The organism is Streptomyces sp. NPDC104096, from assembly GCF_055584385.1.
The window spans coordinates 40,707-62,870 of record NZ_JBVJMD010000048.1 but is presented as its reverse complement, the minus strand read 5'-3'; the positions used below and the strand labels follow the sequence as shown (position 1 = coordinate 62,870).

The window sequence follows — 22,164 nt, the reverse complement described above, 5'->3', positions numbered from 1 at the left end:
GCGTCGACTCCCTCCTCCGCCTTGCATCTGGACGCACCAGACCCCGCTCACCCGGGCTGATGGGGCATCGCCGCTTTCCTGCGACTTGATCCGCCGGACAGGCCCTAGGGTGCGGGCATGAGTTCGTACCGCTATCTCTCCGATCTGTTCTCGCTGGACGGCCGGGTCGCCGTGGTGACGGGCGGCAGCTCCGGCATCGGCCGGGGTATCGCCGGGGCGCTGGCCCGAGCCGGCGCGAGTGTGGTGGTCGTGGCCCGCAGAGAGTCGGAACTGGCCGCCACGGTCGACGAGTTGACTGCGGACGGCTGCCGGGCGGCCTGGGTGGGCGCGGACCTGGGCACCCGCGAGGGGGTGCGCGCGGCGGCGGAGCGGGCGGCCGCGGTCTTCGGCGAGCCGGACATTCTCGTCAACAGCGCCGGGATCAATCTGCGGCCGCCGATGGACGAGCTGGGCGAGGAGGTGTGGGACGCCACGATGGCGGTGAACCTGGAGGCGCCCTTTCTGCTGGGACAGCGGTTCGGGCCCGGCATGGCCGAGCGGGGTTTCGGGCGGATCATCCATGTCACCTCCCAGCAGGCGCACCGGGCGTTCGTGCAGAGCGGCGCCTACGGGGTCTCCAAGGGCGCGTTGGAGTCGCTGGCCCGCTCCCAGGCCGAGGCCTGGTCGCCGTACGGAGTCACCGCCAACACGCTGGTGCCCGGCTTCGTCATGACCCCGCTCAACGCACGGCTGTCCTCCGACCCGGAGCGGGTGGCGGAACTGGCCGCGCGCACGATGGTCGGACGCAACGGTCTGGCCGAGGACTTCGCCGGTGCGGCGGTGTTCCTCGCCGGGCCCGCGTCCGGCTATGTCACCGGGCAGTCGATCTTCGTCGACGGCGGCCTCTCCGTCCACTGAGCCCGGCGCCACGGAGGTTCGGCCGATCGGCGCAAGTCGCCCGTGCCCGGCGTGTGGTCCGGGCCTTCGCGTGGTTCGGTGTCGGCAGGAGCCGCCCGGACGTCCGGGCGCGGCCGCCCTCCTGAGGAGGAGTTCCCGATGGCCTCGGACCGGCAGCCCGTACCACCGCGTCCCGCGGCACCGCCGCCGCTGTCCGAGGCGGCCTTCCGTGACCTGTACCACCGGTTGCGGGGCGGGGCCCGGGGCGGTACGGAGGGACGGCGTGGCGCGCTGGACCGGCTGACGGCGGAGCGGGTGGTGGCGGCCGCCGCGGAGGTCCGGTGCGGCCGCACCGTCTCGCTGGCCGCCACCGTCGAGACGCACGACGCCCCGGACTGCCCCGAGCCCGCGTCCCACCGGATGACGGCTCCCACGCACGACGCGAGCGACACGTCCGGGCTCGTGTTCGCCCGCGACCGGTTCGCCATGAACGTGCACGACGACGTCGACAGCCACCTCGACGCGCTGTGCCACGTGATCTTCGACGGCGAGCTGTACGGCGGCGTCCCGGCGAGCACCGTGACACCGGAGGGTGCGGGCGCGCTCGGTGTCGATCTGGTCCGGGACGGCATCGTCGGCCGGGGCGTCCTCCTGGACGTCCCGCGGCTGCGCGGGGTGCCCTGGCTCGAACCCGGCGACCAGGTGACCGCCGAGGACCTCGTCGCGGCCGAGACCGCGCAGCGCACCACGGTCGGACCGGGTGACCTGCTGTTCGTGCGCGTGGGGCACCGGCTGCGGCGGCGCAGTCTCGGCCCCTGGGACGTGACACGGGCCCGGGCGGGCCTGCATCCGACGGCGATGGACTTCCTGGCCGAGCGGGGCGTGTCCGTCCTGGGGTCGGACGGCAACAGCGACGCGGCCCCCAGCACGGTGGCCGGGGTGGCGTTTCCCGTGCACGTGCTGGCCGTGAACGCCATGGGGCTGCATCTGCTGGACTGGCTCGACCTCGAGGAGCTGGCGGCGGTGTGCGAGCAGCAGGAGCGCGGGCACTTCCTGTGCGTGGTCGCCCCGCTGCGGCTCCCGGCGGCCACCGGCTCCCCGGTGAACCCGATCGCCGTGCTGTGACCTCTCGGGTGCCCAGGCGGCTCCGGGTGCCGCACTCCCGTACGGCGCGTACGTTCGAGGGAGGGAGATCCGCACCGGCCGCGGACCGCGCCGACAAGGACGGTGGTTGCCATGGACGCCCTGCCCCCGTACGACGTCATCGTCATCGGCACCGGTGCCGGCGGCGGCACGCTGGCCCATCGCCTGGCCCCCTCGGGCAAACGGATCCTGGTCCTCGAACGCGGCGGCTATCTGCCGCGCGAGCGCGACAACTGGGACTCCACGGCCGTGTTCGTGAAGGGCAAGTACCGGGCCCCGGAGTTCTGGCTGGACCGGCACGGCGACGAGTTCCCGCCGGAGGTGAACTACTACGTCGGCGGGAACACCAAGTTCTACGGCGCGGCGCTGTTCCGGCTGCGTCCCGAGGACTTCGGCGAACTCCGCCACCATGACGGCATCTCCCCCGCCTGGCCCATCGGTTACGACGACCTGGAGCCGTACTACACCCAGGCGGAGCACCTCTATCTGGTGCACGGCCGGCACGGCGAGGACCCCGGGGAGGGGCCGTGCAGCGCCCAGTACGCCTATCCCCCGGTCGAACACGAGCCGCGGATCGCGCAGTTGAGCCTGGACCTGGAGAAGCAGGGGCTGCACCCCTTCCATCTGCCGATCGGGGTGAACCTCACCCAGGACGAGAACGGCCGGGCCACCCACTCCAGCGTCTGCATCCGCTGCAACCGCGTGGACGGCTTCCCCTGTCTGGTCCGGGCCAAGTCGGACGCCCAGGTCATCTGTGTGGAACCGGCGCTGACGCACCCGAACGTGGAGCTGGTCACCGACGCCCGGGTGACCCGGCTGGAGACCGACCCCACCGGACGCAGCGTCACCGGCGTGGTCGCCGAGCTGCCGGACGAGCGGGAGGCCCGGTTCTCGGCGGACGTCGTGGTCGTGGCGTGCGGGGCCGTCAACTCGGCCGCGCTGCTGCTGGCTTCGGCGAACGACCGGCATCCGCGCGGTCTGGCGAACAGCTCCGACGTGGTCGGCCGGCACTACATGCGCCACAACAACCTCGCGCTGATGGCGATTTCGAAGGAGCCCAACGACACCCAGTTCCAGAAGACCCTCGCCCTGCACGACTGGTATCTGGGGGCGGACGACTGGGAGTTCCCGCTCGGCGGGATCCAGATGCTCGGCAAGTCGGACGCCGAGCAGATCCACGGCGAGGCCCCGCGCTGGGCGGGAGCGGTCACACCGGACCTGCCGTTCGAGGTCCTGGCCCATCACGCCGTCGACTTCTGGCTGTGCGGGGAGGACCTGCCGCGACCGGACAACCGGGTGACCCTGGAGGACGACGGGCAGATCCGGCTCACCCTCGACGAGGACAACAACACCGCAGGTCTCGAGCGCCTGCGCCACAAGTTGCAGCGCATGCTCGGCCGGCTGGGCATGCACGAGCACCGGCTGCTGTCCCACAGCATCTACCTGCACAAGGGGATGCCCATCGGTGCCACCGCGCACCAGGCCGGCACGGTGCGGTTCGGCACCGATCCGGCGTCCTCGGCCCTCGACGTCGACTGCAAGGCGCACGACCTGGACAACCTCTACGTCGTCGACACCAGCTTCTTCCCGAGCATCGGCGCGGTCAATCCGTCGCTGACGGCCATGGCGAACGCCCTCCGGGTGGGCGACCACCTGCTGGAGCGGCTGGGCTGAGTCGGCATCGACGCCCGCCCACGGCGCGACCGGGGCTCGGGCGGCAGCGACACCCGCCCACCGCGCGGCACGGCCGGGCCGAGGCGGCTGCGGCGCCCGGACGCCGACCGGGCGAAGATCCTCCGCCGGGCAGCGCAACGCGGTCCGCCCCGACGTGCCCCCGTCTCTCCCCGGTGCTTGTCTGATGCGCGGATCTCCGGGCACCAGGCCCGGTGGACGCAGGCACGCGGCGAAGGGGCAGGACATCGTGAGTTCCACCGAGGGGACACCCCGGGGCGTGAACCTCGCCCACCTGCTGCAAGGGCAGAAGGCGCTGGTGACCGGCGCGAACTCCGGTATCGGCCGGGCCACGGCCGTGGCGCTGGGCCGGGCGGGGGCCGATGTCGTGGTCAACTACGTGACCGGCGGCGACGAGGCGGAGAAGGTGGTCGAGGAGATCACCGGCTTCGGGGTCCGGGCCGCCGCCTACGAGGCGGACGTCTCCGACGAGCAGCAGGTCGTCGCCATGATGGACCGGATGGTCCGGGAGTTCGGCACGATCGACATCCTGGTCGCCAACGCGGGACTCCAACGGGACGCGCCCTTCACCGAGATGACCGTCGCCCAGTGGCAGAAGGTCCTGGACGTCAATCTCACCGGGCAGTTCCTGTGCGCCCGAGAGGCCACGAAGGAGTTCCTGCGGCGGGGAGTCGTGCCCGAGGTGTCGCGCGCGGCCGGGAAGATCATCTGCATGAGCTCGGTGCACCAGGTCATCCCCTGGGCCGGGCACGTCAACTACGCCTCCTCCAAGGGCGGGGTGCAGATGATGATGGAGACCCTGGCCCAGGAGCTCGCCCCGAAGAAGATCCGGGTGAACGCGATCGCCCCCGGGGCCATCAGGACCCCCATCAACCGCAGCGCCTGGGAGACGCCAGAGGCCCAGCGGGATCTGCTGCGGCTCATCCCCTACGACCGGATCGGCGATCCCGAGGACATCGGCCACGCGGCCGTGGGCCTCGCCTGCGACCTCATGGACTACGTCGTGGGCACCACCCTGTACGTCGACGGCGGGATGACGCTCTTCCCGGGCTTCGCCACCGGCGGCTGACCGCCCGCGCACCGGTCCTCGGGAGACACATGCACACGACGCTCACCTGGCTGACCGACCCGCCGCCGCAGTTGCTCCCGGCCAGGTCGATGATGGCCTTCACCTTGGCCTCCCACATCATCCTGGTGCCGCTGGGCGTGGCGCTGCCGCTGATCACGCTCGTCATGCACGGCTACGGCCTGCGCCGTGGCGACGCCACCGCGCTGCTCCTGGCCCGGCGGTGGTCGGCCGTCATGGCGGTGCAGTTCGCGATCGGCGTGGTCACCGGCACGGTGCTGTCCTTCGAGTTCGGGCTGCTGTGGCCCGGGATGATGGGCCGGTGGGGTGATGTGTTCGGGATCGGCTTCGGCGTCGAGGCGTGGGCGTTCTTCCTGGAGGCCGTGCTCATCGCCGTCTACCTCTACGGCTGGCGCAGGCTGCCCTCCCGGACCCACTTCCTGCTCGCGCTGCCCCTGCCGCTGGTGGCCCTGCTCGGCGCCTTCGGCATCCTGGCCGCCAACTCCTGGATGAACACCCCCCGGGGCTTCACCCTCGACTCCGCGGGCAACCCGGTGGACGTGCGGATCTGGAAGGCGATCTTCACCCCCATGTTCGGCCCGGAGTACTGGCACTTCGTCTTCGCGATGTTCGTCACGGCGGGCTATGTCACGGCGGGCGTCTACGCCACGGGCTGGCTGCGCGGCCGCCGGGACCGCTACCACCGGCTCGGCTTCACGGTCCCCTTCACGCTCGCCGCGGTGTGCACGCCCGTGCAGTTCGTGCTCGGAGACTCCATCGCCCGGCAGGTGTTCCACAAGCAGCCGGTGAAGTTCGCGGCCATGGAGATCGTCTGGAAGACCGACACCCACGTCCCGGAGTACCTGTTCGGCCGACTGCACCCGGACGGGACGGTCTCCGGCGGCATCAAGATCCCGCAGCTCGACTCCGTCCTGGCCGGCTTCCGCCCGGACACCCGGGTCACCGGACTGACGGCGGTCCCCGCGAGCGACCGGCCGACGCCCACCCAGGCCACCATCGTCCACTGGACCTTCGACATCATGGTCGGCATCGGCTCCCTGCTGCTCCTGCTCGCCCTGTGGTACGGCGTCCTGTGGCTCCGGCGCCGAAGGCTGCCCGCCTCCCCCTGGTTCTACCGTGGCGCGGCGTGCGCGGGCGTGGCCTCCGTGGTCGCCGTCGAGTGCGGCTGGATCACCACCGAGGTGGGCCGCCAGCCCTGGATCGTCTACCAGAACATGAGGGTCGCCGAGGCGGTGACGGCCACCCGCTCCACCAGCCTGTGGATCATGTTCGGGCTGGTCGTCGTCGTGTACGTCTTCATCTTCGGATCGCTGCTCGCGGTGCTGCTCAGGATGCGCTCACGCTGGCGGCTCGCCGACGAGCGGGGCGGCCCGCGGCCGCCGCGGGAGACACCGGAGGGGGATGTGCCGGAGACGGACACGCCGTACGGGCCGCGCTCCGCCGGGAGCCGGCTGTGATCGCGGGGGTCATCGCCGTCGTCCTGCTGCTCGCGATCGCCGCCTACGCCTGCGGCGGAGGCACCGACTACGGCGCCGGCTTCTGGGACCTGACGGCGGGCGGCGCGGAGCGCGGCAAGCGCCCGCGCCGGCTGATCGACCATGCGATGGAGCCGGTCTGGGAGGTCAACAACGTCTGGCTGATCTTCGTGCTGGTCGTCATGTGGACGGGTTTCCCCGTCTTCTTCCAGCAGGTCTTCACCACGATGTGGCTGCCGCTGGCGCTGGCCGCCGTGGGCATCGTGCTGCGCGGCGCCGGCTTCGCCCTGCGCAAGCCCGCCCGGCGGCTGGCCGGGCGGCGCCTGTACGGGGCGGTGTTCGCCGTCTCCTCGCTGCTGACGCCGTTCTTCCTCGGTGCCGCGGCCGGCGGGGTGGCCTCGGGCCGGGTGACCGCGACGACGACGGCGTCCACGGACGTCTGGGCCAACCCCACCTCCCTGCTGTTCGGTCTGATGGCCGTCGCGGCCACGGCGACGCTCGGCGCCGTCTTCCTCGCCGCGGACGCCCGCCGCTTCGCCGCGCCGGACCTGGACCGCTACTTCCGCCGACGCGCCCTGGGCGCCCTCGCCGCGGTCGCCGTGCTCGCCGTCGTCACCCTGTTCGTCACCCACGGGGACGCGCCCCATGTGTGGCACGGGCTCACCCACGGTGCGGGGCTGTTCTTCGTCGTCGTGGCGGTGCTGGCCACGCTCGCCACCGCAGGGCTGCTGGTCCGTCCCTCCGGAGCGTGGTCCCGGGTCGCGGCGGTCGGCGTGGTCGCCTCGGCCGTCGTCGCCTGGGGCATGGCGCAACGCCCCTATCTGATCCCGACCTCGCTGACCGTCGCCGACGGCGCGGGCGCCCCCACCACGCTGCGCTGGCTGGGCCTGATCACCCTCGTCGCCGTCCTGCTGGTCTTCCCCGCGGTCGCCCTGCTGTACTGGCTGGACACCCACGGCGAGCTGGAGGGCCTGACCGACGCCGATCTGCGGCGCGACGGCGCGGGCGAAGAGACCTGAACCACCGCCGGACTACTTCTTGTCGAGGGCCGCGTCCAGGGTGAGGGCCGAGTCGATGAGGGCGAGATGGGTGAACGCCTGCGGGAAGTTGCCGAGCTGACGCCCCGTCGGGTCGATCTCCTCGGAGTACAGGCCCAGGTGGTTGGCGTACCCCATCATCTTCTCGAACGTCAGCCTCGCCCGGTTCGTGCGTCCCGCGCGCGCCAGGGCGTCGACGTACATGAACGTGCACAGCGAGAAGGTGCCCTCCGAGCCGCGCAGACCGTCCGGCGAGGCCTCGGGGTTGTACCGGTAGACCAGGCTGTCGCTGACCAGTTCCTGCTCCATGGCGTCCAGGGTCGCCGCCCACATCGGATCCACGGGGGTGAGGAATCCGACCGTCGCCATGCGCAGCAGCGAGGAGTCCAGGACCTCGCTGCCGTAGTGCTGGACGAAGGCCCGCCGGTCGTCGCTCCACCCCTTGGCCATGACCTGCTCGTAGACGGCGTCCCGCTCGGCCTTCCAGCGGTCGGCCGCGGACGGCCATCCTTTCGCGTCGGCGAGTCGCACCGCGCGGTCGAAGGCCACCCACGACATCACCCGGCCGTACGTGAAGTCCTGACGGCCGCCGCGCGTCTCCCAGATGCCCTCCTCCGCCTGGTCCCAGTGGTCGGCCAGCCATTCCAGGTCCGTCCGCAGCGAGGTCCATCCCCCGTGCCCCAGCTCAAGGCCATGCTGGTGCCCGAAGTAGATGCTGTCCAACGCCTCGCCATAGATGTCCAGTTGGAGCTGGGTGGCGGCGCCGTTGCCGATCCGCACCGGGGCGGAACGTCCGTAGCCCTCCCAGTGGTCGAGGATCTGCTCGTCCAGGTCGGAGGAGCCGTCGACCTTGTACATGATGTTGAGCGGACCCGTGCTCCCGTCGCTGCCGGCGCGCTCCTTGACCCGGTCGCCCAGCCAGAGGACGAACGCCCTGGCCTCCTCCGTGAAGCCGAGCCCCAGCAGGGCGTACACGGAGAAGGAGGCGTCCCGGATCCAGGTGAAGCGGTAGTCCCAGTTGCGTTCGCCGCCCAGTTGCTCGGGGAGCGCCGCCGTCGGGGCGGCCACCAGGCCGCCGCTGGGCGCGAAGGTCATGAGCTTCAGCGTGATCGCGGAGCGTTCCACCACCTCGCGCCAGCGCCCGGTGTAGCGCGACTGGGCCAGCCAGGAGCGCCAGAACCCGGCCGTCTCCTCGAAGAGCCGTTCGTGTTCCGCGCGCCGGATCTCCCTCGGCGGCCCCTCGGCACCCGTCTCCAGGATCAGCCCGCGCTGCTGTCCGGCCTCCAGGGTGAACGAGACCTGAAGGTCGCCTTCCCGGTGCGTCAGCACGTCCGAGAGCCGCTCGTCGTCCGGCTCCCGGATGGGGTGCACGGTGAGTTCCGCGCCGTCCTCCGCGACGAAGACCGCTCCGTGCTGGGTGAGATGCGCCTCGTGCCTGCTGCGCCCGTAGTCGAACCGTGGGGCGATCTCGACGTCGAACGTCATCGTGCCGCGGACGCACCGGACCAGGCGGACCAGCCGGTGATGGCGCGTGGCCGTCGTGCCGGTCACCGGCATGAAGTCGATCACCTCACCGGCGCCCGCCTCGGTCATGAACCGGGTCACCAGGATCGCGGTGTCGGGCAGGTACAACTGTTTGGTCGAATGGGTCGGGTGCGCCGGCCGGACCGTGCAGTGCCCGCCGTTGCGCTTGTCCAGTAGCGCCCCGAACACGCTCGGCGAGTCGAACCGTGGGGAACAGAACCAGTCGACCGCCCCCTCCGTGGTCACCAGCGCCGCGGTCTGCAGGTCACCGATGAGCCCGTGATTCTCGATCAGCGGGTAGTCGTCCATCGGGCGCCCCTTTCCGTGTGACTCACCCGGCCGCGCCGCCTCGACCAGCGTAGGCCGGGGGCCCTGCTCCGGCTCGTCGGGCCCGGTGACCACTGCCTTCCTTGTGCCGCCGGTCCACGGGCACCGCGGTTTCGCACTCGCGTCCCGGTGTCGGCAGGATGGGGCCATGAGCGAGATCCGTACCCCCCGTCTCGTCCTGCGCCGATGGCTGGACGACGACCTTGTCCCCCTGTCCGAGATCCAGGCCGATCCGGCGGTGATGCGCTGGATCGACGACGGCGTGCCGCGCTCCCTGGACCGCACCGCCCAGGACATCGAGGACTGGGAGGAGGAGTGGGACGAGGAAGGCTTCGGGATCTTCGCGGTCGAGCTCCTCGGGTCCGGTGAACTGGCCGGTGCGGTCGGTCTGTACGTACCGGACGCACCGGCCGAGGTGGCCGGCCAGGTGGCGATCTGCTGGCGGCTCGGACGGGTGTTCTGGGGGCAGGGGTACGCCTCCGAAGCCGCCCACGCGGCACTGGAGTTCGCGCTTCAGGACCGGGGCATCGACCGGGTCGTCGCCGTCTGCCGGACCGGCGACACCGCGTCCGCGAACGTGCTCGACAAGCTCGGCATGCAACCGGAGGGCGTCACCGAGGACCCCGTGCACGGCCACGACCTGAGGCTGTACGGCATCGACCTCACCGAGTACCAGGACTGACACCACGCCCTCGGGCCGCACGGGACGACCGGGCGGCCCGGCCGGTGCCCGCGTCGCGGAACGGGGGCGGTCAGTGCGCGGCGAACTGCACCCGGGTCGCCTGTACGGCGTCCGGCCGCAACGCGATCCCTTCGACGGTCAGTTGCTCCCCGTAGATGTCGGTGATCCGGATCGCGCCGCCGCACCCGCCGCCGTCCTCGGCGAGGAAGTAGTCGTACTCGGCCCGGGGCAACCGCCGCCAGCCGTCGGCCGTACGGGTTTCCAGGCGGGCCACGGGATTGCGGTGGCCGATGACCTGGATCGCGCACCAATAGCGGCTGGACCCGGTCTTGTACCGGAGCGAGAGGGTGCCGGTCGCACGGGGACTCACCAGCTCCCAGGTGATCGGGATCCGTCCGGCCGAGAGGTCGGCGAGTTTCGCGAACGCCTGTGTGCTGAGGTCGAGTTGACCGGGCGCGCAGGGCAGCGGGCACTCGTTGACGATCCGGACCGTGACGGACGCGCCGCCGCTGGTGCGGACGCGTACATACGCCCCGCACGCCTGGGCCGACTCGTAGTCGGTGTGGTTCATCGCCGCGACCATGAGGTCGTCGGCCGGCCCGAAGAGGCAGGCGCCGTCACCGTCTCCGGCGTCGTAGGACGTGGCGACGCCCCGGTAGGGGGTCCCGGGCCGGATCCGTCCGGCGAGGACGGCCTCGGCGGGCGCCGGCCGCCCGGTGCCGGTGGCCGACGGCCGTGCCGCGGCCGCGGCCTCGGTGGTCGCGGCAGCCGTCGCGCTCGGGGACGTTCGCGCCGTCGCCGATGCCGTCGGCGACGGTGTCGCGGCCGGTACGGTCGTACGGGCGTCGGCGGCGGGCGTGGCCGCGGCCCGGCCGGTGTCCGTGCCGGGGCCGGACGGGGACGCCGTCACCAGATGGACGAGGACGCCCACGGCGACCAGCGCCAGCACCGCGCCACCCGTCAGTCCGACCCTGCGCCTGCGGCTGCGCGCGGCCCGCCTGGTTGCCCTCATGTCCATCCGTTCGGAAGTCCGAGTCACGGTCGCGCCCCTCATCGGCCGCGAAGGACGGACAGGCTGCCGCCCTTCCGGACGAATCAGCTCCCGTCCATGCCGAACGCGTCGTGGGCCGGCCGCACCTCGACCGCCACGACATGGAAGTCGAGGACACGTCCGGCGATCTCGCGGGCCCGTTCCGGACTCGCGCAGTCGATCACGTAATAGGCCGTCAGCTGTTCGGCCGTCGCGCCGAACGGCCCGTCCGCGACGGTGGATCCATCGCCCCGCCACCTTATCGTCGTCGTGTCCCTCGGATAGGCGAGACCGGCTCCGTTGAGCAACTCCCCGGTTTCCGCGAGGTCCTGGTGGAGCGCTTCGTGTCTGCGGAACACATCGGCCCGCTCCGCCCGGGTCATCGCCTCGGTGGCGACGGGATCGGCGTACATCAGCACCATGTACTTCATGCCACGATCCTGGCAGCGCGGTCCGGCGAGCGCGGTCGATCGGCGCGTCCGCCACTCCGACCCGGCGAGATGGCGTTGCCGCGGACGCCGTGGGGACCGGACTCGGCCGCCCAGGTCCGGGTGAGGGTCTCCGTCGCCCCCTTGGAGGACGCGCGGACGGAGCCGATCGGGATGGCGAGCCGGGCGATCCACGACCCCAGGTCGATCACCGTGCCGCCGGCCGCCCCGATCATCGCGGGGGCGATCGCGGCGGTCAGGAAGAACGGGGCCTTCACGTTGACCGCGTGGATCCGGTCGAAGGTCTCCTCGCCGCGCTCGCGGTTGCGGCCGGTCACCGCCACCTGCGCCCCCTCGGCCGCGAAGGCCAGGGCGATCGCCCGGCCGCGGCCGGGTTCGATGTGAGGTCCCCCACCTGCCCTTGCCCAATCCATGAAGGTCTACCTAAGTTCGGCGGCATGTCCCCGCATGTTCCTCACATCCCCGACGATCCGGACGGCACCGAGCCGCGCGGGCCCGAGGCGGGTCCGCCGGACAGCGCCGCCCTGGCCGACTTCTCCGTGGACCTGACCTCGCACGAGATGCTGCGCCGCGCCCATGTGCTGGACGCCCTCGGCTCCGACTGGGACCCCGTGGCGGCACTGGAGGGCGAGGAGGCCGCGTACGCGCTGCTGTACTCCGGGCTCGACGAAGAACAGCGGCGCGTGTACGACGACCTGGTCTCGGCCGGTGTCCTTCCCCGCAGAGGAGACGGCCGTGCTGCCCCTTGATCCGCAGGCGGATCGTGGACGCAGGGCCTGGGTGCCCTGCCCGAGGTGCGCCGACCATCGCGCGTGCGACACCTGCGCGGACGGCCGCACCTGCTCGGCGCACTGGCGCTACCTCCTGTCCCACACCGGCAGCGTGCTCCACCTCCAGTGCCCGTCGTGCACCCATGTGTGGGAGCACGAGACCGGCTTCGGAGCCACCCGTTCCGCGCCGGACCGGATCACCGGCGGCCTTCGGCACGAGTGACGCGGGCATCGGCGGTTCGGCACGAGTGACGCGGTCACTAGTCCGCGGTCACCGGTTCGCGGTCAGCGAGGCAGGAGCTGCTGGCCGCCGTCGATGTCGTACGTCGCCCCGGTGAGCGCCTCGTTGACCATGAGGTGTACGGCCAGGGCGGCGACGTCCTCCGGTCCGACGACCCGCCGGATGGGCAGCGTGGTGCGCAGCTCCTCGCGCCGGGACTCCAGCTGATCGCCCAGCAGCGACGCCGACAACGGCGTGTCGACGAATCCGGCGGCGATGAGGTTGACCCGGATCGGCGCGATCTCCAGGGCGAGGTTCGCGACCAGGGCGGGCAGCGCGGCGGTCATGGCGGACACGACGCTCATGCCGACGGCGGGCCGCCGTCCGCCGGTGCCGCCGATGAACAGCAGCGTGCCTCCGGCCCGGACCCTGTCCCGGCTGTACCGGGCGACACCGAGGGCCATGACGAGGCGATCGGCGATGTCCCGGCGGACGGCGTCGAGGTCCATGTCGGCCAGGGGCAGGTAGCCGGGTGCGCCCGCGGTGACCATGACATGGTCGACCGGCTCGGACAGACCGTCGAAGAACTGCCCGAGGCGGACGTCGTCGGTGGCGTCGAACGCCGCCGTGTCCTGCGGTTCGAGTTCGAGTTCGGCCTGCCGCAGCCGCTCGGGGTTGCGGCCGACCAGAACCAGCCGCCCGCCCTCGGCACGCACCCTGCGGGCGGTCTCCAGACCGATCCCCGAACTGGCTCCGATCACCACGACGGTCTGGCCGGCGAGGCCGGGCGGACGGTACGTGGTGGTGTCGCGGTCCGTCATCCGTGCCTCCCGTCCGGCGTCCGGTCTGCGTCCATTGTCGTGCTCCGGGCCGCCGACCGCCTGCGCACCGACCCGCCCACGACCTGCGCGGCACCCCGTCCCGACCGGGCGGGCCGCTCTCCGTGCGGTGTCGGCAGCCTCCCTCACCGCGACCATCGGACATCGTAGGATTGCCCGAAAGATCCCGATATGCATGATTTGCGCATCGGTCGGGAGAAGCAGGTGAGCCGCCTCAGCGCGGTCGTCGTGATCAAGCCCCGCCGGGAGTTCTCGTGCCGCGTGACCGGATCCGCAGGGCCCTCCGCCGGGACCGCGGTGGGCGGCCCGGGGACGACGACGCGAGGCAGCGACGGGGGACGGAGCCTCGGTGGGTGCGCTGGCTCCCGGCCGGCTACGTCGTCGTGATCCTGGCTCTCGAACCCCTCACCCCGGTGCAGTGGCCGGTGAGCTTCCTGCTCACCGCCCTCCCCGTGATCACCGCCTTCGCCTACGGTCCCGTCGCCGTCGCCGCCGTCACGGTGTTCGCCGTCGGGTTCGAGGCCGTCCTGGCCGGTACGCCGTGCTGCGCGGGCCGCGAGGTGGGGTACCTGTGGGACCGCCACTATGTGACCGCCTACATCTGTACCGCCCTGCTCGGGGTGCTCGGCGCGACCCTCGCCGCCCACCGGATCCGTCGGGAACGGACCCTGGCGTCCGTGCGTTCCGTGGCCGAGACCGCGCAGCAGGTGCTGCTGAGCCCGGTGCCCCACCGCCTCGGGCCGATCAGCGTGGAGACCCTGTACCTGTCCGCCGCCGCGGAGGCGCGTATCGGTGGCGACCTGTACGAGGCGGTGCCCAGCCCGTACGGAGTGCGCCTGCTCATCGGCGACGTCCGGGGCAAGGGCCTGGTCGCGGTGGAGACGGCGGCGACGATGGTCGGCGCCTTCCGTGAGGCCGCCCACGACGAACCCGACCTCGCCGCGGTGGCTCGCCGGGTCGAGGACAGCATGAACCGCAGGGCGGCCCTGCTCCCGCCCGGCAGCGAGGTCGCCGAACGCTTCGTCACGGCGGTGTTCGCCGAGATCCCCGATCACGAGCCCGTGGTCCGGATGGTCAACTGCGGTCACCCGTCGCCCCTGCTCATCAGCCACGACGGCGTCGTCGAGCTGGACCCGGACGACCCCTCGCCGCCTGTGAACCTCGGTGTGCTGGTCGACGACCACCACCGGGTGGACGTGCGGCGTTTCCGCCCCGGCGATCAACTCCTGCTGTACACCGACGGTGTGACCGAGGCCCGCGACGACGGCGGGAACTTCTATCCCCTCCTCGAACGGGTCCGGTCGTGGGGCTTCCTCGAACCCCGCGCGCTGCTCGACCGGCTCCACGAGGACCTGCTCGCCCACAGTGGCGGGACCCTGGACGACGACACCGCCGCCCTCGCCGCGTACCGCACCCAGGAGCCCCGGAAGCCCCATGACAACCACGAGGCCCGGAGAGTACAGGGGGCACAGGAGGTGCAGGGGACGCAGGGGGTGCAGGGGGTGCAGGGGGTGCACGGCACGCACGGCAGCCACGAGGGGAGCCGCGGCCCGGGCTAACCCGGTTCCCGGCCGGACTCCTCGACGGTCGCCGGCAGTGCCAGCTCGGCCCAGATCACCTTGCCCTGGGGGGTGTACCGGGTGCCCCAGCGTTCGGACATCTGCGACACCAGGAACAGGCCCCGGCCGCCCTCGTCCGTCGTCGCGGCGTACCGCAGATGCGGCGAGGTACTGCTGCCGTCGGCCACCTCGCAGATCAGCGCGCGGTCGTGGATCAGACGCACATGGATCGGCTCGGAGCCGTAGCGGATGGCGTTGGTGACGAGTTCGCTCAGGATCAGTTCCAGCGCGAAGCCGAGCTCGAACAGGCCCCACTCCTCGAGCTTGCGGGACACGGCCTCGCGCATCACCCCGACGGCGGCGGGCTCGCCGGGCACGTCCCAGTCGGCGATCCGTTCGGGCGCCAGGGCGCTGGTACGGGCGACGAGCAGGGCGACGTCGTCCTTGGGGCGGCCGGGCAGCAGCGCGTCCAGTACGGCCCGGCAGCTCTCCTCGGGGGTCCGCTCGGGGTGACCCGCCAGCGCGTCGGCGAGCATCTGCATGCCCACGTCCAGATCGCGTCTGCGGTCCTCGATGAGTCCGTCGGTGTACAGGACGAGCTGGGTGCCCTCGGCGAGTTCCAGCTCGGCGGTCTGGAACGGCAGGCCGCCCAGGCCCAGCGGAGGCCCGGCCGGCAGGTCGGGGAAGGTGACGGTGCCGTCCGGGCGCACGAGCGCCGGGGCCAGGTGCCCCGCCCGTGCCATGACACAGCGGCGGGTCACGGGGTCGTAGATCGCGTACAGACAGGTGGCGCCCATGACGCCCGCGGCGCTCTCGGTGTCCGCCTCTTCCTGGTCCATGCGGCCGACCAGGTCGTCGACATGGCTGAGCAGTTCGTCGGGCGGCAGGTCGAGTGCGGAGAAGTTGTGCACCGCGGTGCGCAGCCGCCCCATCGTGGCGGCGGCGTGCAGGCCGTGGCCGACCACGTCGCCGACGGCCAGCGCGACCCGGCCGCCCGGCAGCGGGATCACGTCGAACCAGTCGCCGCTGACCCCCGACTGGGCGGGCAGGTAGCGGTACGCGACCTCCAGCGCGCTCTGCTCGGGCAGGGCCCTGGGCAGCAGACTGCGCTGGAGGGTGACCGCCAGCGCGTGCTCGCGGGTGTAGCGGCGGGCGTTGTCGAGGCTGACCGCGGCACGGGCCACGAGCTCCTCCGCCAGTGACAGCTCCTCCTCGTCGAAGGGCTCGTGCTGCGTGGAGCGCCAGAAGTTGGCCATGCCCAGCACCACACCGCGGGCCCGGATCGGGGCGGCGATGAGCGACCGGATGCCGTAGTCGAGGATCTGCCGGGTCCGTTCGGGGTCCTGGGCGTGCCAGCCGGTGGCGGTCGTCAGGTCGGCCACCAGTTCGGCACGGCCCCGGCCGTAGCCGCGGGCCTGCGGGGTGGACGGCACGAAGTCGATCAGCCGCCCCTTCTCGTAGAGCGGATGGTCGTCCCGGACCCCGTACACGGCCGTGCGGCGCATGCCGGTCGCCGTGGCGCCCGGCTCCTCGCCGTGCAGCACGGCGTCGGCCAGGTCCACGGTGACGTACTCGGCGAACCGCGGAACCGCCACGTGCGCCAGCTCGTCAGCGGTGCGCAGCACGTCCAGGGTGGTGCCGATGCCGAGACCCGCGTCGTACAGCAGTTTGAGTCGCTCGCGCGCGATCTCGGCCCTGCCGGTCACCGCCTGGAGTTCGGTGGAGTCGCGCAGGGTCACCACCGTCCCCTTGGGGCCGCCGTCGCGGTCCGTGGGCCGCTGGTTGACCGCGAGCAGGCGCTCCCCCGCGAAGTACACCTCGTCGGTGGCCTCGCGGCCGGACGCGAGCAGCGACCGCAGCTCGGGGGTGAGGCGCGGCAGCTCCCTCACGAACCGGCCGTCGGCGTCCGGCGGCAGTTCCAGGAGTCGGCCGGCCTCGTCGTTCGCCAGCAGCAGCCGTCCGTCGCCGCCGACGATGAGCACGCCTTCGCGTACGGAGTGCAGCACCGCGTCGTGATGGTCGTACATGCGGGACATCTCGTCCGGGGCCAGGCTGTGGGTCTGCCGGCGCAGCCGCCTGGCCACCAGGATCGTGCCGCCGGTGGCCAGCACCAGTGCCGCGATCCCGGTGCCCAGGATGATCGGGAGTTGCCGGTCCACCGCGTGGGTGACGTTCTTGACCTTCAGTCCGGCGGCCACCAGGGCGACCACGTGGCCCTCGGAGTTCTCGACCGGGACGATGGCCTGCACCTCGTGGCCCAGCGGACCGCGGACGCTCTCCGTGTACACCTGTCCGTTCAGCGAGGGTCCGATGTCGCCGACGAACCGCTTGCCGATCCGGCTCGGCAGCGGGTGGGTGTAACGGATGCCGTTGGTGTCCATGACGACGATGAAATCGACCCCGGCCGCCTTGCGCCCCGCCTCGGTGAGTGGCTGAAGGATCTTGGTCGGGTCCGGGCTCTGCACGGCCGCCAGGACGCCGGGCGAGTGCGCGTAGGCCTGGGCCACCGCCACGGAACGGCGTTGGGCCTCGGCCTTGGTGTCCCGGTCCGACTGGAGGAAGACGGCCAGCACACCGCAGGCCACGAGCAGGACGACCAGGGCCGCTTGGAGCACCAGCACCTGCCCCGCCACACTGCGGGGGCTCTTGCCGGCCAGGCGTCTGAGCCAGCGGCCGCGAAAATCGGCGAAACGATTCGCCATGTGACCTTTGTAGCACTGGTGATCCCGAGGGGCCATGTCCGCACCCGAGGGGGTGACCGGCGCCCACCCCGGATCCCCGTGCGGCGCGGTACGGGTCAGCCGTCCCGCGCGGTGGGCCCGAACCATGGCTCGGCACGGGTCAGCCGGGCCGCGTGGTGGGCCCGAACCACGGCGCGGTACGGGTCAGCCCTCGCGCGTGGCGGGCCCGACCCGTGGCACCGCGCGGCTCAGGGCCACCACGCCCAGCACGATCAGCGCGGCGCCCAGCGCTTCGGGGACCAGCCACCAGCCGGTCCGGATCTCCTCGCCGAACAGGAACATCCCCAGCGCGAGACTCACCGCCGCGTCCCCGATGGTCAGCGCCGGCTGGGCGGCGGCCAGCGGGCCGGCCTGGAGCGAGTTCTCCAGCAGCAGGACGGCGGCGATCCCGGTGAGCGCGAACCCGTACGTCTGCCAGGAGCGGAGAAACGCCGGGAGGCCGTCGTCCGCGAAGGTGCCCGCCGCGGACTTGAGCAGCGCGGCCGTCAGGGCGTTGCCGATCGCGGCGCCCGCCGCCAGCACCGCGGCCCGGAAGGCCGCCGGACGCCCCGGCCGGGTCACGACCACGGCCACGCCCATCGCGCCCAGACACAGCACGAGGGCGGGCACCCAGCGGACGACGGCGGCCTGGTTGCCGGCCCCGTGCGGTGCGGCCGCGGCGAGGGCGAGACCGAGGCCCACGACCACGGCGAACACCCCGCGCCAGCCCGTGCCCGGCAGTCGGCGGCGCATCAGGCGCGCCCCGATGAGCAGGGCGAACGGCAGTTCCAGGATGAACAGCGGCTGGACCAGTGCGAGCGGTCCGTTCACCAGCGCGAGAGCCTGGAAGAGCGCGGCCCCGGCCACGCCCGCGATGCCGATCAGCCATGCGGGCTTGTGCACCAGTTCGAGCAACAGCCGCAGCCCGCTCCGGTCACTGACCGACGCGGCCTTGCGCTGGAACGCGGTCCCGGTGGCATTGCTCAGGGCGCCCGCCACCGCGAACACCGCAGCCAGCTCGATCACCTTCGGTCACCTGTCCGCGAGACGGCCCCCGCCCCAGTTTCGGAAACCGGCGGCGACCCGACCACTCGGGCGCCGCGCGGACCGGCCACCCGGGCACCACGCGGACCGGCCGCCGGTCACGCCGGAAGATCCGACCGCCCGGCCTCCCCGGGTGCCGGGACCGGTCCGCTCACTCGCTCCGGTCCGCCGACGCGCCCTGCTCCGCACCGCCCCGCTCACCGCGCTCGACGAGGGCCCGCAAGGTACTCATCAGGTGGTCGGCGTCCGGGCCGGACAGCGGGGCGAGGAAGCGGCGCTCCCCCTCCAGACGGGCGCGTTCGGCGGCACGGAAGCGCTCCCGGCCCTCCGGCGTCAGCTCCACGATGTTCCTGCGCCGGTCCCGGTCGCTGCGGCGACGCCGGACGAACCGTTTCCCCTCCAGCGTGTCGACGAGCGCCACCATGGTCGTCCGGTCGACGCCCAGCACGGCCGCCGCCTCCGCCTGGGACAGCGGACGGTCCCCCGCGAGCACGGCGAGGACCGCCAGTTCGCGGCCGTCGACGCCGAACGGCGCCAGCACACGGGCGGACTCCTCGGCCAGCCGCAGCTGCGCGTGCTTGAGCAGGTATCCGAGGCGGCCGGCGAGAACCGCCGAGCCGTCGTCCGAGCCGTCGTCGTGGGTCACGGCACCAGTGTATCCACAGACTGATAGTCAGTGTTGCTGATGATTAGCTATGCTGACGATATGCCGTCAGGGTGACGGCACACCGAGAAGAAGCGGGTGACAGCCATGCCGCAGCAGTACGGCCCGGTGACGTTCGGGATCAAGACCACTCCCCAGCACGTGCCCTACGAAGCGATCGAGCGGGTCTGGCAGGAGGCCGACGACCTCCCCGAGATCGCGGACGCCTGGCTGTGGGACCACCTGATGCCGGTCGCGGGACCCGCGGACGGACCCGTGCTCGAAGGGTGGACCCTGCTCGCCGCCCTGGCGGCCCGGACCCGTCGGCTGCGCCTGGGTCTGCTGGTGACGAGCAACCGGATCCGGCCGCCCGCCGTGCTCGGCAAGATCGCCACGACGGTCGACGTGATCTCCGGCGGCCGTCTGGTCATGGGCCTCGGTGTGGGCGGCACCGTGCAGCCGCCCGGGACGGCCGGTGTCGCGGGAGCGAACCCCGCGGTGGCGGAGTACGCGGCCTACGGCCTCGACCTGGTGCCGCCCGCGGAGGGCATCGCCCGCCTGGCGGAGACCATAGCCGTCCTCAAGGGCATGTGGACGCAGGACGTCTTCGACTTCCGGGGCGAGCACTACACCCTGACCGGCAACCGCAACCACCCGAAGCCCGTACAGCGGCCCGGCCCGCCGCTGCTGATCGGCGGCTGGGGAACCAGGACGCTCCGCCTGGTCGCCGAGGAGGCCGACATCTGGAACATTCCCGGGCCGCCGCACCACTCACCGGAGCACATCACCGAACGCATGCGGGTGCTGGACGGCCACTGCGCGGCCGTCGGCCGTGATCCGCGCACGCTCGTCCGCTCGGTGCAGTACCTCGTCTCCCACGACGGGCCGGCCACGGACCGCGAGGCCGTCGCGGGGCTCGTCGCGGCGGGCTTCACCCACATCGTCCTCGGTCTGCGCGGCCCCTACCCGCCACGGGCGGCACGCCGTCTCGTCGACGAGATCATCACGCCCGTCCGCGAGATGACGGGGGCCCTCGGACGACACCGGACGCGCTAGAGTCGACGGGTTTCGCCCCGACCGCCGTCACCGTCCGCTCACCGCGCCGCTCCGGCCGCTCCGGCCGGAGCGCGTCCCATCGGCCCAGCCAGCCCAGTGAGGTGGTACCGCTTGAGCATCGTCGATCTCGCCGCGCTCGGTGAGTCCTTCACCCGAGACCCGTATCCCGTCTACGCGAGGTTACGGGCCCGGGGTCCGGTGCACCGGATCCGGATGCCGGAAGGGGGTGCGCAGGCCTGGCTCGTCGTCGGACACGAGGAGGGGCGTGCCGCGCTGGCCGATCCCCGGCTCTCGAAGGACTGGGGCAAGGCGTCCCCAGCCCTTCCGCTGGGCGCCGTGTCCTCCGGCCCGCACATGCTCAGGGCCGACCCGCCCGACCACACCCGGCTGCGCAGGCTGGTCGCCCGGGAGTTCACGCCACGCCGGGTGGACGGACTCGCCCCGCGCGTCCAGGAGACCACCGACGCGCTGCTGGACCGGATGCTCGCCGCACCGGACGGGCGCGCCGACCTCGTCGAGGCGCTGTCCTTCCCGCTGCCCATCTCGGTGATCTGTGAACTCCTCGGCGTCCCGGACCTGGACCGGGAGTCCTTCCGGACCTGGTCGAACGACGCGCTCGGCGCCACCGACGCCGAGCGGCGCAAGGCCGCCGCGACCTCGATGGCGCGATTCATCGGAGAGTTGGTCGACGGCAAGCGTGAACAGGCCGGCGGTCAGGATCTGCTGAGCGCGCTGATCCACGGTTCGGACGACACCGGCGACCGGCTGACCCATGAGGAACTCGTCGGCATGGCCTGGCTGTTGCTCGTCGCCGGGCACGAGACGACCGTGAACCTCATCTCCAACGGCGTGCTCGCCCTGCTCACCCATCCCGATCAACTGGCCGCCCTACGCGCGGACTTCTCGCTCATCGACACCGCCGTCGAGGAGATGCTGCGCTACGACGGTCCCGTGGAGACCCCCACGTTCCGTTTCACCACCGAGCCGGTGACGATCGGCGGCACGGTGATCCCGTCCGGCGGAGAACTCGTCCTCGTCGCCATCGCGGACGCCAACCGCGATCCCGCCCGCTTCGCCTCCCCCGACCGCTTCGACATCTCGCGTGACGCCCGCGGCCATGTGGCGTTCGGCCATGGCATCCACTACTGCCTGGGCGCGCCGCTGGCCCGCCTGGAGGCGCGTATCGCCATCAGGAGCCTGCTGGAACGCTGTCCCGACCTGACGCTGGACATCCACCCCGCGGCGATCACCTGGCGGTCGGGGATGCTGATCCGCGGTCCGCGCAGCCTGCCCGTACGGTTCGGCGCGTAGGACGGCGCCACGACGTCGCCGGCCGGTCAGGGGGCCGGCCGGACCTCGTCCTGCACCAGGCCGACGACATGGGCGGTGACCGTGTCCAGGATGCCGTTCCAGTCGCTCTGCGCACCGAGCACGAGGTAGTGGAGCGTCAGTCCGTCGGTCGTGGCGGCCAGGTAGCGGGCCAGGACCGGGAGGGGCACGCGGAGCCGGAGGCCCATGTCGCGGCAGAGGCTGCCGATGAGTTCGGCGTAGACCTCGCCGTACAGTTCGTGCTGCCGACGGGCCAGGTGCGCGAACTCCGGTCGGCGCAGGGCGTACTGCGTCAGCTCGTAGGTGAGCATGTGCTCGGCGGGGTGGGCGCGGACGTGGTCCCAGTACGCCTGGAACCCCGCCCGCACGGTCTCCTCCAGGGTGTCGCGGGGCCGCAGGGCCTCCTTGACGACGCTCACGGAGTGGTCGGTGATGGTCGTGATGACGGACTCCACCAGGGCCTGCTTGGAGTCGAAGCAGTAGTGGAAGACGCTCAGCGACACGCCCGCCTCGGCGGCGATGGACCGGGTCGTCGTCCTGTCGACGCCGTCCCGGGTCATCGCCCTGATCGCCGCTTCCGTCAGCTGTCGTCGTCGTTCGGCCGACGGCATCCGTGCCATTCGTGAGCCCTTCGCACTTGTCGCCGCCCGTGGCCCACCGGG

General features: G+C 72.2%; 20 protein-coding genes and 1 pseudogene. 12 read left to right on the top strand and 9 right to left on the bottom strand.

The window, feature by feature from the left end:
- Nucleotides 1-117: 117 nt before the first annotated feature.
- From ACZ60B_RS33585 to ACZ60B_RS33560, 6 genes are all read left to right on the top strand, one after another.
- Nucleotides 118-897 carry an SDR family NAD(P)-dependent oxidoreductase gene (locus tag ACZ60B_RS33585; RefSeq protein ID WP_469393781.1) on the top strand — a complete coding sequence of 260 codons (780 nt, stop codon included), beginning with the start codon at nucleotides 118-120 and terminating at the stop codon, nucleotides 895-897.
- 138 nt (nucleotides 898-1,035) lie between these two features.
- On the top strand, nucleotides 1,036-2,001 hold the full coding sequence (locus tag ACZ60B_RS33580) for a cyclase family protein (protein WP_469393779.1): 966 nt from the start codon (nucleotides 1,036-1,038) through the stop codon (nucleotides 1,999-2,001).
- Between the two features lie 111 nt (nucleotides 2,002-2,112).
- Nucleotides 2,113-3,693: a GMC oxidoreductase gene (locus ACZ60B_RS33575; protein ID WP_469393777.1), complete on the top strand. Its 1,581-nt coding sequence runs from the start codon at nucleotides 2,113-2,115 to the stop codon at nucleotides 3,691-3,693.
- Nucleotides 3,694-3,985: 292 nt separating this feature from the next.
- On the top strand, nucleotides 3,986-4,780 hold the full coding sequence (locus ACZ60B_RS33570; protein WP_469393808.1) for an SDR family oxidoreductase: 795 nt from the start codon (nucleotides 3,986-3,988) through the stop codon (nucleotides 4,778-4,780).
- 29 nt (nucleotides 4,781-4,809) lie between these two features.
- Nucleotides 4,810-6,255 (top strand): cytochrome ubiquinol oxidase subunit I, encoded by a 1,446-nt coding sequence (locus tag ACZ60B_RS33565; protein ID WP_469393775.1) that lies wholly within the window; start codon nucleotides 4,810-4,812, stop codon nucleotides 6,253-6,255.
- On the top strand, nucleotides 6,252-7,292 hold the full coding sequence (locus ACZ60B_RS33560) for a cytochrome d ubiquinol oxidase subunit II (RefSeq protein WP_469393773.1): 1,041 nt from the start codon (nucleotides 6,252-6,254) through the stop codon (nucleotides 7,290-7,292). Before ACZ60B_RS33565 ends, ACZ60B_RS33560 begins: the two co-directional genes overlap by 4 nt.
- Before the next feature lie 12 nt (nucleotides 7,293-7,304).
- On the opposite strand, the gene ACZ60B_RS33555 is transcribed toward ACZ60B_RS33560, so the two are convergent.
- Nucleotides 7,305-9,143: a glycoside hydrolase family 15 protein gene (locus ACZ60B_RS33555; protein ID WP_469393771.1), complete on the bottom strand. Its 1,839-nt coding sequence runs from the start codon at nucleotides 9,141-9,143 to the stop codon at nucleotides 7,305-7,307.
- Between the two features lie 166 nt (nucleotides 9,144-9,309).
- Between ACZ60B_RS33555 and ACZ60B_RS33550 the strand changes: the two genes are divergently transcribed.
- Nucleotides 9,310-9,843: a GNAT family N-acetyltransferase gene (locus tag ACZ60B_RS33550; RefSeq protein ID WP_469393769.1), complete on the top strand. Its 534-nt coding sequence runs from the start codon at nucleotides 9,310-9,312 to the stop codon at nucleotides 9,841-9,843.
- A gap of 70 nt (nucleotides 9,844-9,913) precedes the next feature.
- Here ACZ60B_RS33550 and ACZ60B_RS33545 read toward each other — a convergent pair whose 3' ends face one another.
- From ACZ60B_RS33545 to ACZ60B_RS33535, 3 genes and pseudogenes are all read right to left on the bottom strand, one after another.
- On the bottom strand, nucleotides 9,914-10,861 hold the full coding sequence (locus tag ACZ60B_RS33545; protein WP_469393767.1) for an expansin EXLX1 family cellulose-binding protein: 948 nt from the start codon (nucleotides 10,859-10,861) through the stop codon (nucleotides 9,914-9,916).
- 77 nt (nucleotides 10,862-10,938) lie between these two features.
- A complete protein-coding gene (locus tag ACZ60B_RS33540; RefSeq protein WP_469393765.1) occupies nucleotides 10,939-11,304 on the bottom strand; it encodes a YciI family protein in 366 nt (121 codons plus the stop codon).
- A gap of 59 nt (nucleotides 11,305-11,363) precedes the next feature.
- Nucleotides 11,364-11,735 (bottom strand): annotated as a pseudogene (locus tag ACZ60B_RS33535) (SDR family NAD(P)-dependent oxidoreductase); the annotation flags it as partial.
- 24 nt (nucleotides 11,736-11,759) lie between these two features.
- Here ACZ60B_RS33535 and ACZ60B_RS33530 point away from each other — a divergent pair.
- Together ACZ60B_RS33530 and ACZ60B_RS33525 are read left to right on the top strand one after the other, a co-directional pair.
- Nucleotides 11,760-12,071: a DUF6400 family protein gene (locus ACZ60B_RS33530; RefSeq protein WP_469393763.1), complete on the top strand. Its 312-nt coding sequence runs from the start codon at nucleotides 11,760-11,762 to the stop codon at nucleotides 12,069-12,071.
- Nucleotides 12,058-12,315, top strand: coding sequence for a hypothetical protein (locus ACZ60B_RS33525; RefSeq protein WP_469393761.1), 258 nt, complete (start codon nucleotides 12,058-12,060; stop codon nucleotides 12,313-12,315). Before ACZ60B_RS33530 ends, ACZ60B_RS33525 begins: the two co-directional genes overlap by 14 nt.
- Nucleotides 12,316-12,377: 62 nt before the next feature.
- On the opposite strand, the gene ACZ60B_RS33520 is transcribed toward ACZ60B_RS33525, so the two are convergent.
- The gene (locus tag ACZ60B_RS33520; protein ID WP_469393759.1) at nucleotides 12,378-13,133 is read right to left on the bottom strand and encodes an SDR family oxidoreductase; all 756 of its coding nucleotides are present in this window, start codon (nucleotides 13,131-13,133) and stop codon (nucleotides 12,378-12,380) included.
- Between the two features lie 371 nt (nucleotides 13,134-13,504).
- Here ACZ60B_RS33520 and ACZ60B_RS33515 point away from each other — a divergent pair, with 371 nt between their 5' ends.
- Nucleotides 13,505-14,710, top strand: coding sequence for a PP2C family protein-serine/threonine phosphatase (locus tag ACZ60B_RS33515; RefSeq protein ID WP_469393757.1), 1,206 nt, complete (start codon nucleotides 13,505-13,507; stop codon nucleotides 14,708-14,710).
- Here the strand turns inward: ACZ60B_RS33515 and ACZ60B_RS33510 are convergent.
- The 3 genes from ACZ60B_RS33510 to ACZ60B_RS33500 form a co-directional block, all read right to left on the bottom strand.
- Nucleotides 14,707-17,412, bottom strand: a complete 2,706-nt coding sequence (locus ACZ60B_RS33510) for a SpoIIE family protein phosphatase (protein WP_469393755.1) — start codon at nucleotides 17,410-17,412, stop codon at nucleotides 14,707-14,709. The two genes, ACZ60B_RS33515 and ACZ60B_RS33510, sit on opposite strands and share 4 nt — an antisense overlap.
- A 183-nt stretch (nucleotides 17,413-17,595) precedes the next feature.
- A complete protein-coding gene (locus ACZ60B_RS33505) occupies nucleotides 17,596-18,456 on the bottom strand; it encodes a DMT family transporter (protein WP_469393753.1) in 861 nt (286 codons plus the stop codon).
- Between the two features lie 169 nt (nucleotides 18,457-18,625).
- A complete protein-coding gene (locus ACZ60B_RS33500) occupies nucleotides 18,626-19,120 on the bottom strand; it encodes a MarR family winged helix-turn-helix transcriptional regulator (protein WP_469393751.1) in 495 nt (164 codons plus the stop codon).
- Between the two features lie 105 nt (nucleotides 19,121-19,225).
- On the opposite strand from ACZ60B_RS33500, the gene ACZ60B_RS33495 reads away from it, so the two are divergent.
- Complete coding sequence (locus tag ACZ60B_RS33495; protein WP_469393806.1) at nucleotides 19,226-20,173, top strand: LLM class flavin-dependent oxidoreductase; 948 nt, start codon at nucleotides 19,226-19,228, stop codon at nucleotides 20,171-20,173.
- 111 nt (nucleotides 20,174-20,284) lie between these two features.
- On the top strand, nucleotides 20,285-21,484 hold the full coding sequence (locus tag ACZ60B_RS33490) for a cytochrome P450 family protein (protein WP_469393749.1): 1,200 nt from the start codon (nucleotides 20,285-20,287) through the stop codon (nucleotides 21,482-21,484).
- A 26-nt stretch (nucleotides 21,485-21,510) separates the two neighbouring features.
- Here ACZ60B_RS33490 and ACZ60B_RS33485 read toward each other — a convergent pair whose 3' ends face one another.
- Nucleotides 21,511-22,122, bottom strand: a complete 612-nt coding sequence (locus tag ACZ60B_RS33485) for a TetR/AcrR family transcriptional regulator (protein WP_469393747.1) — start codon at nucleotides 22,120-22,122, stop codon at nucleotides 21,511-21,513.
- Nucleotides 22,123-22,164 lie beyond the last annotated feature (42 nt).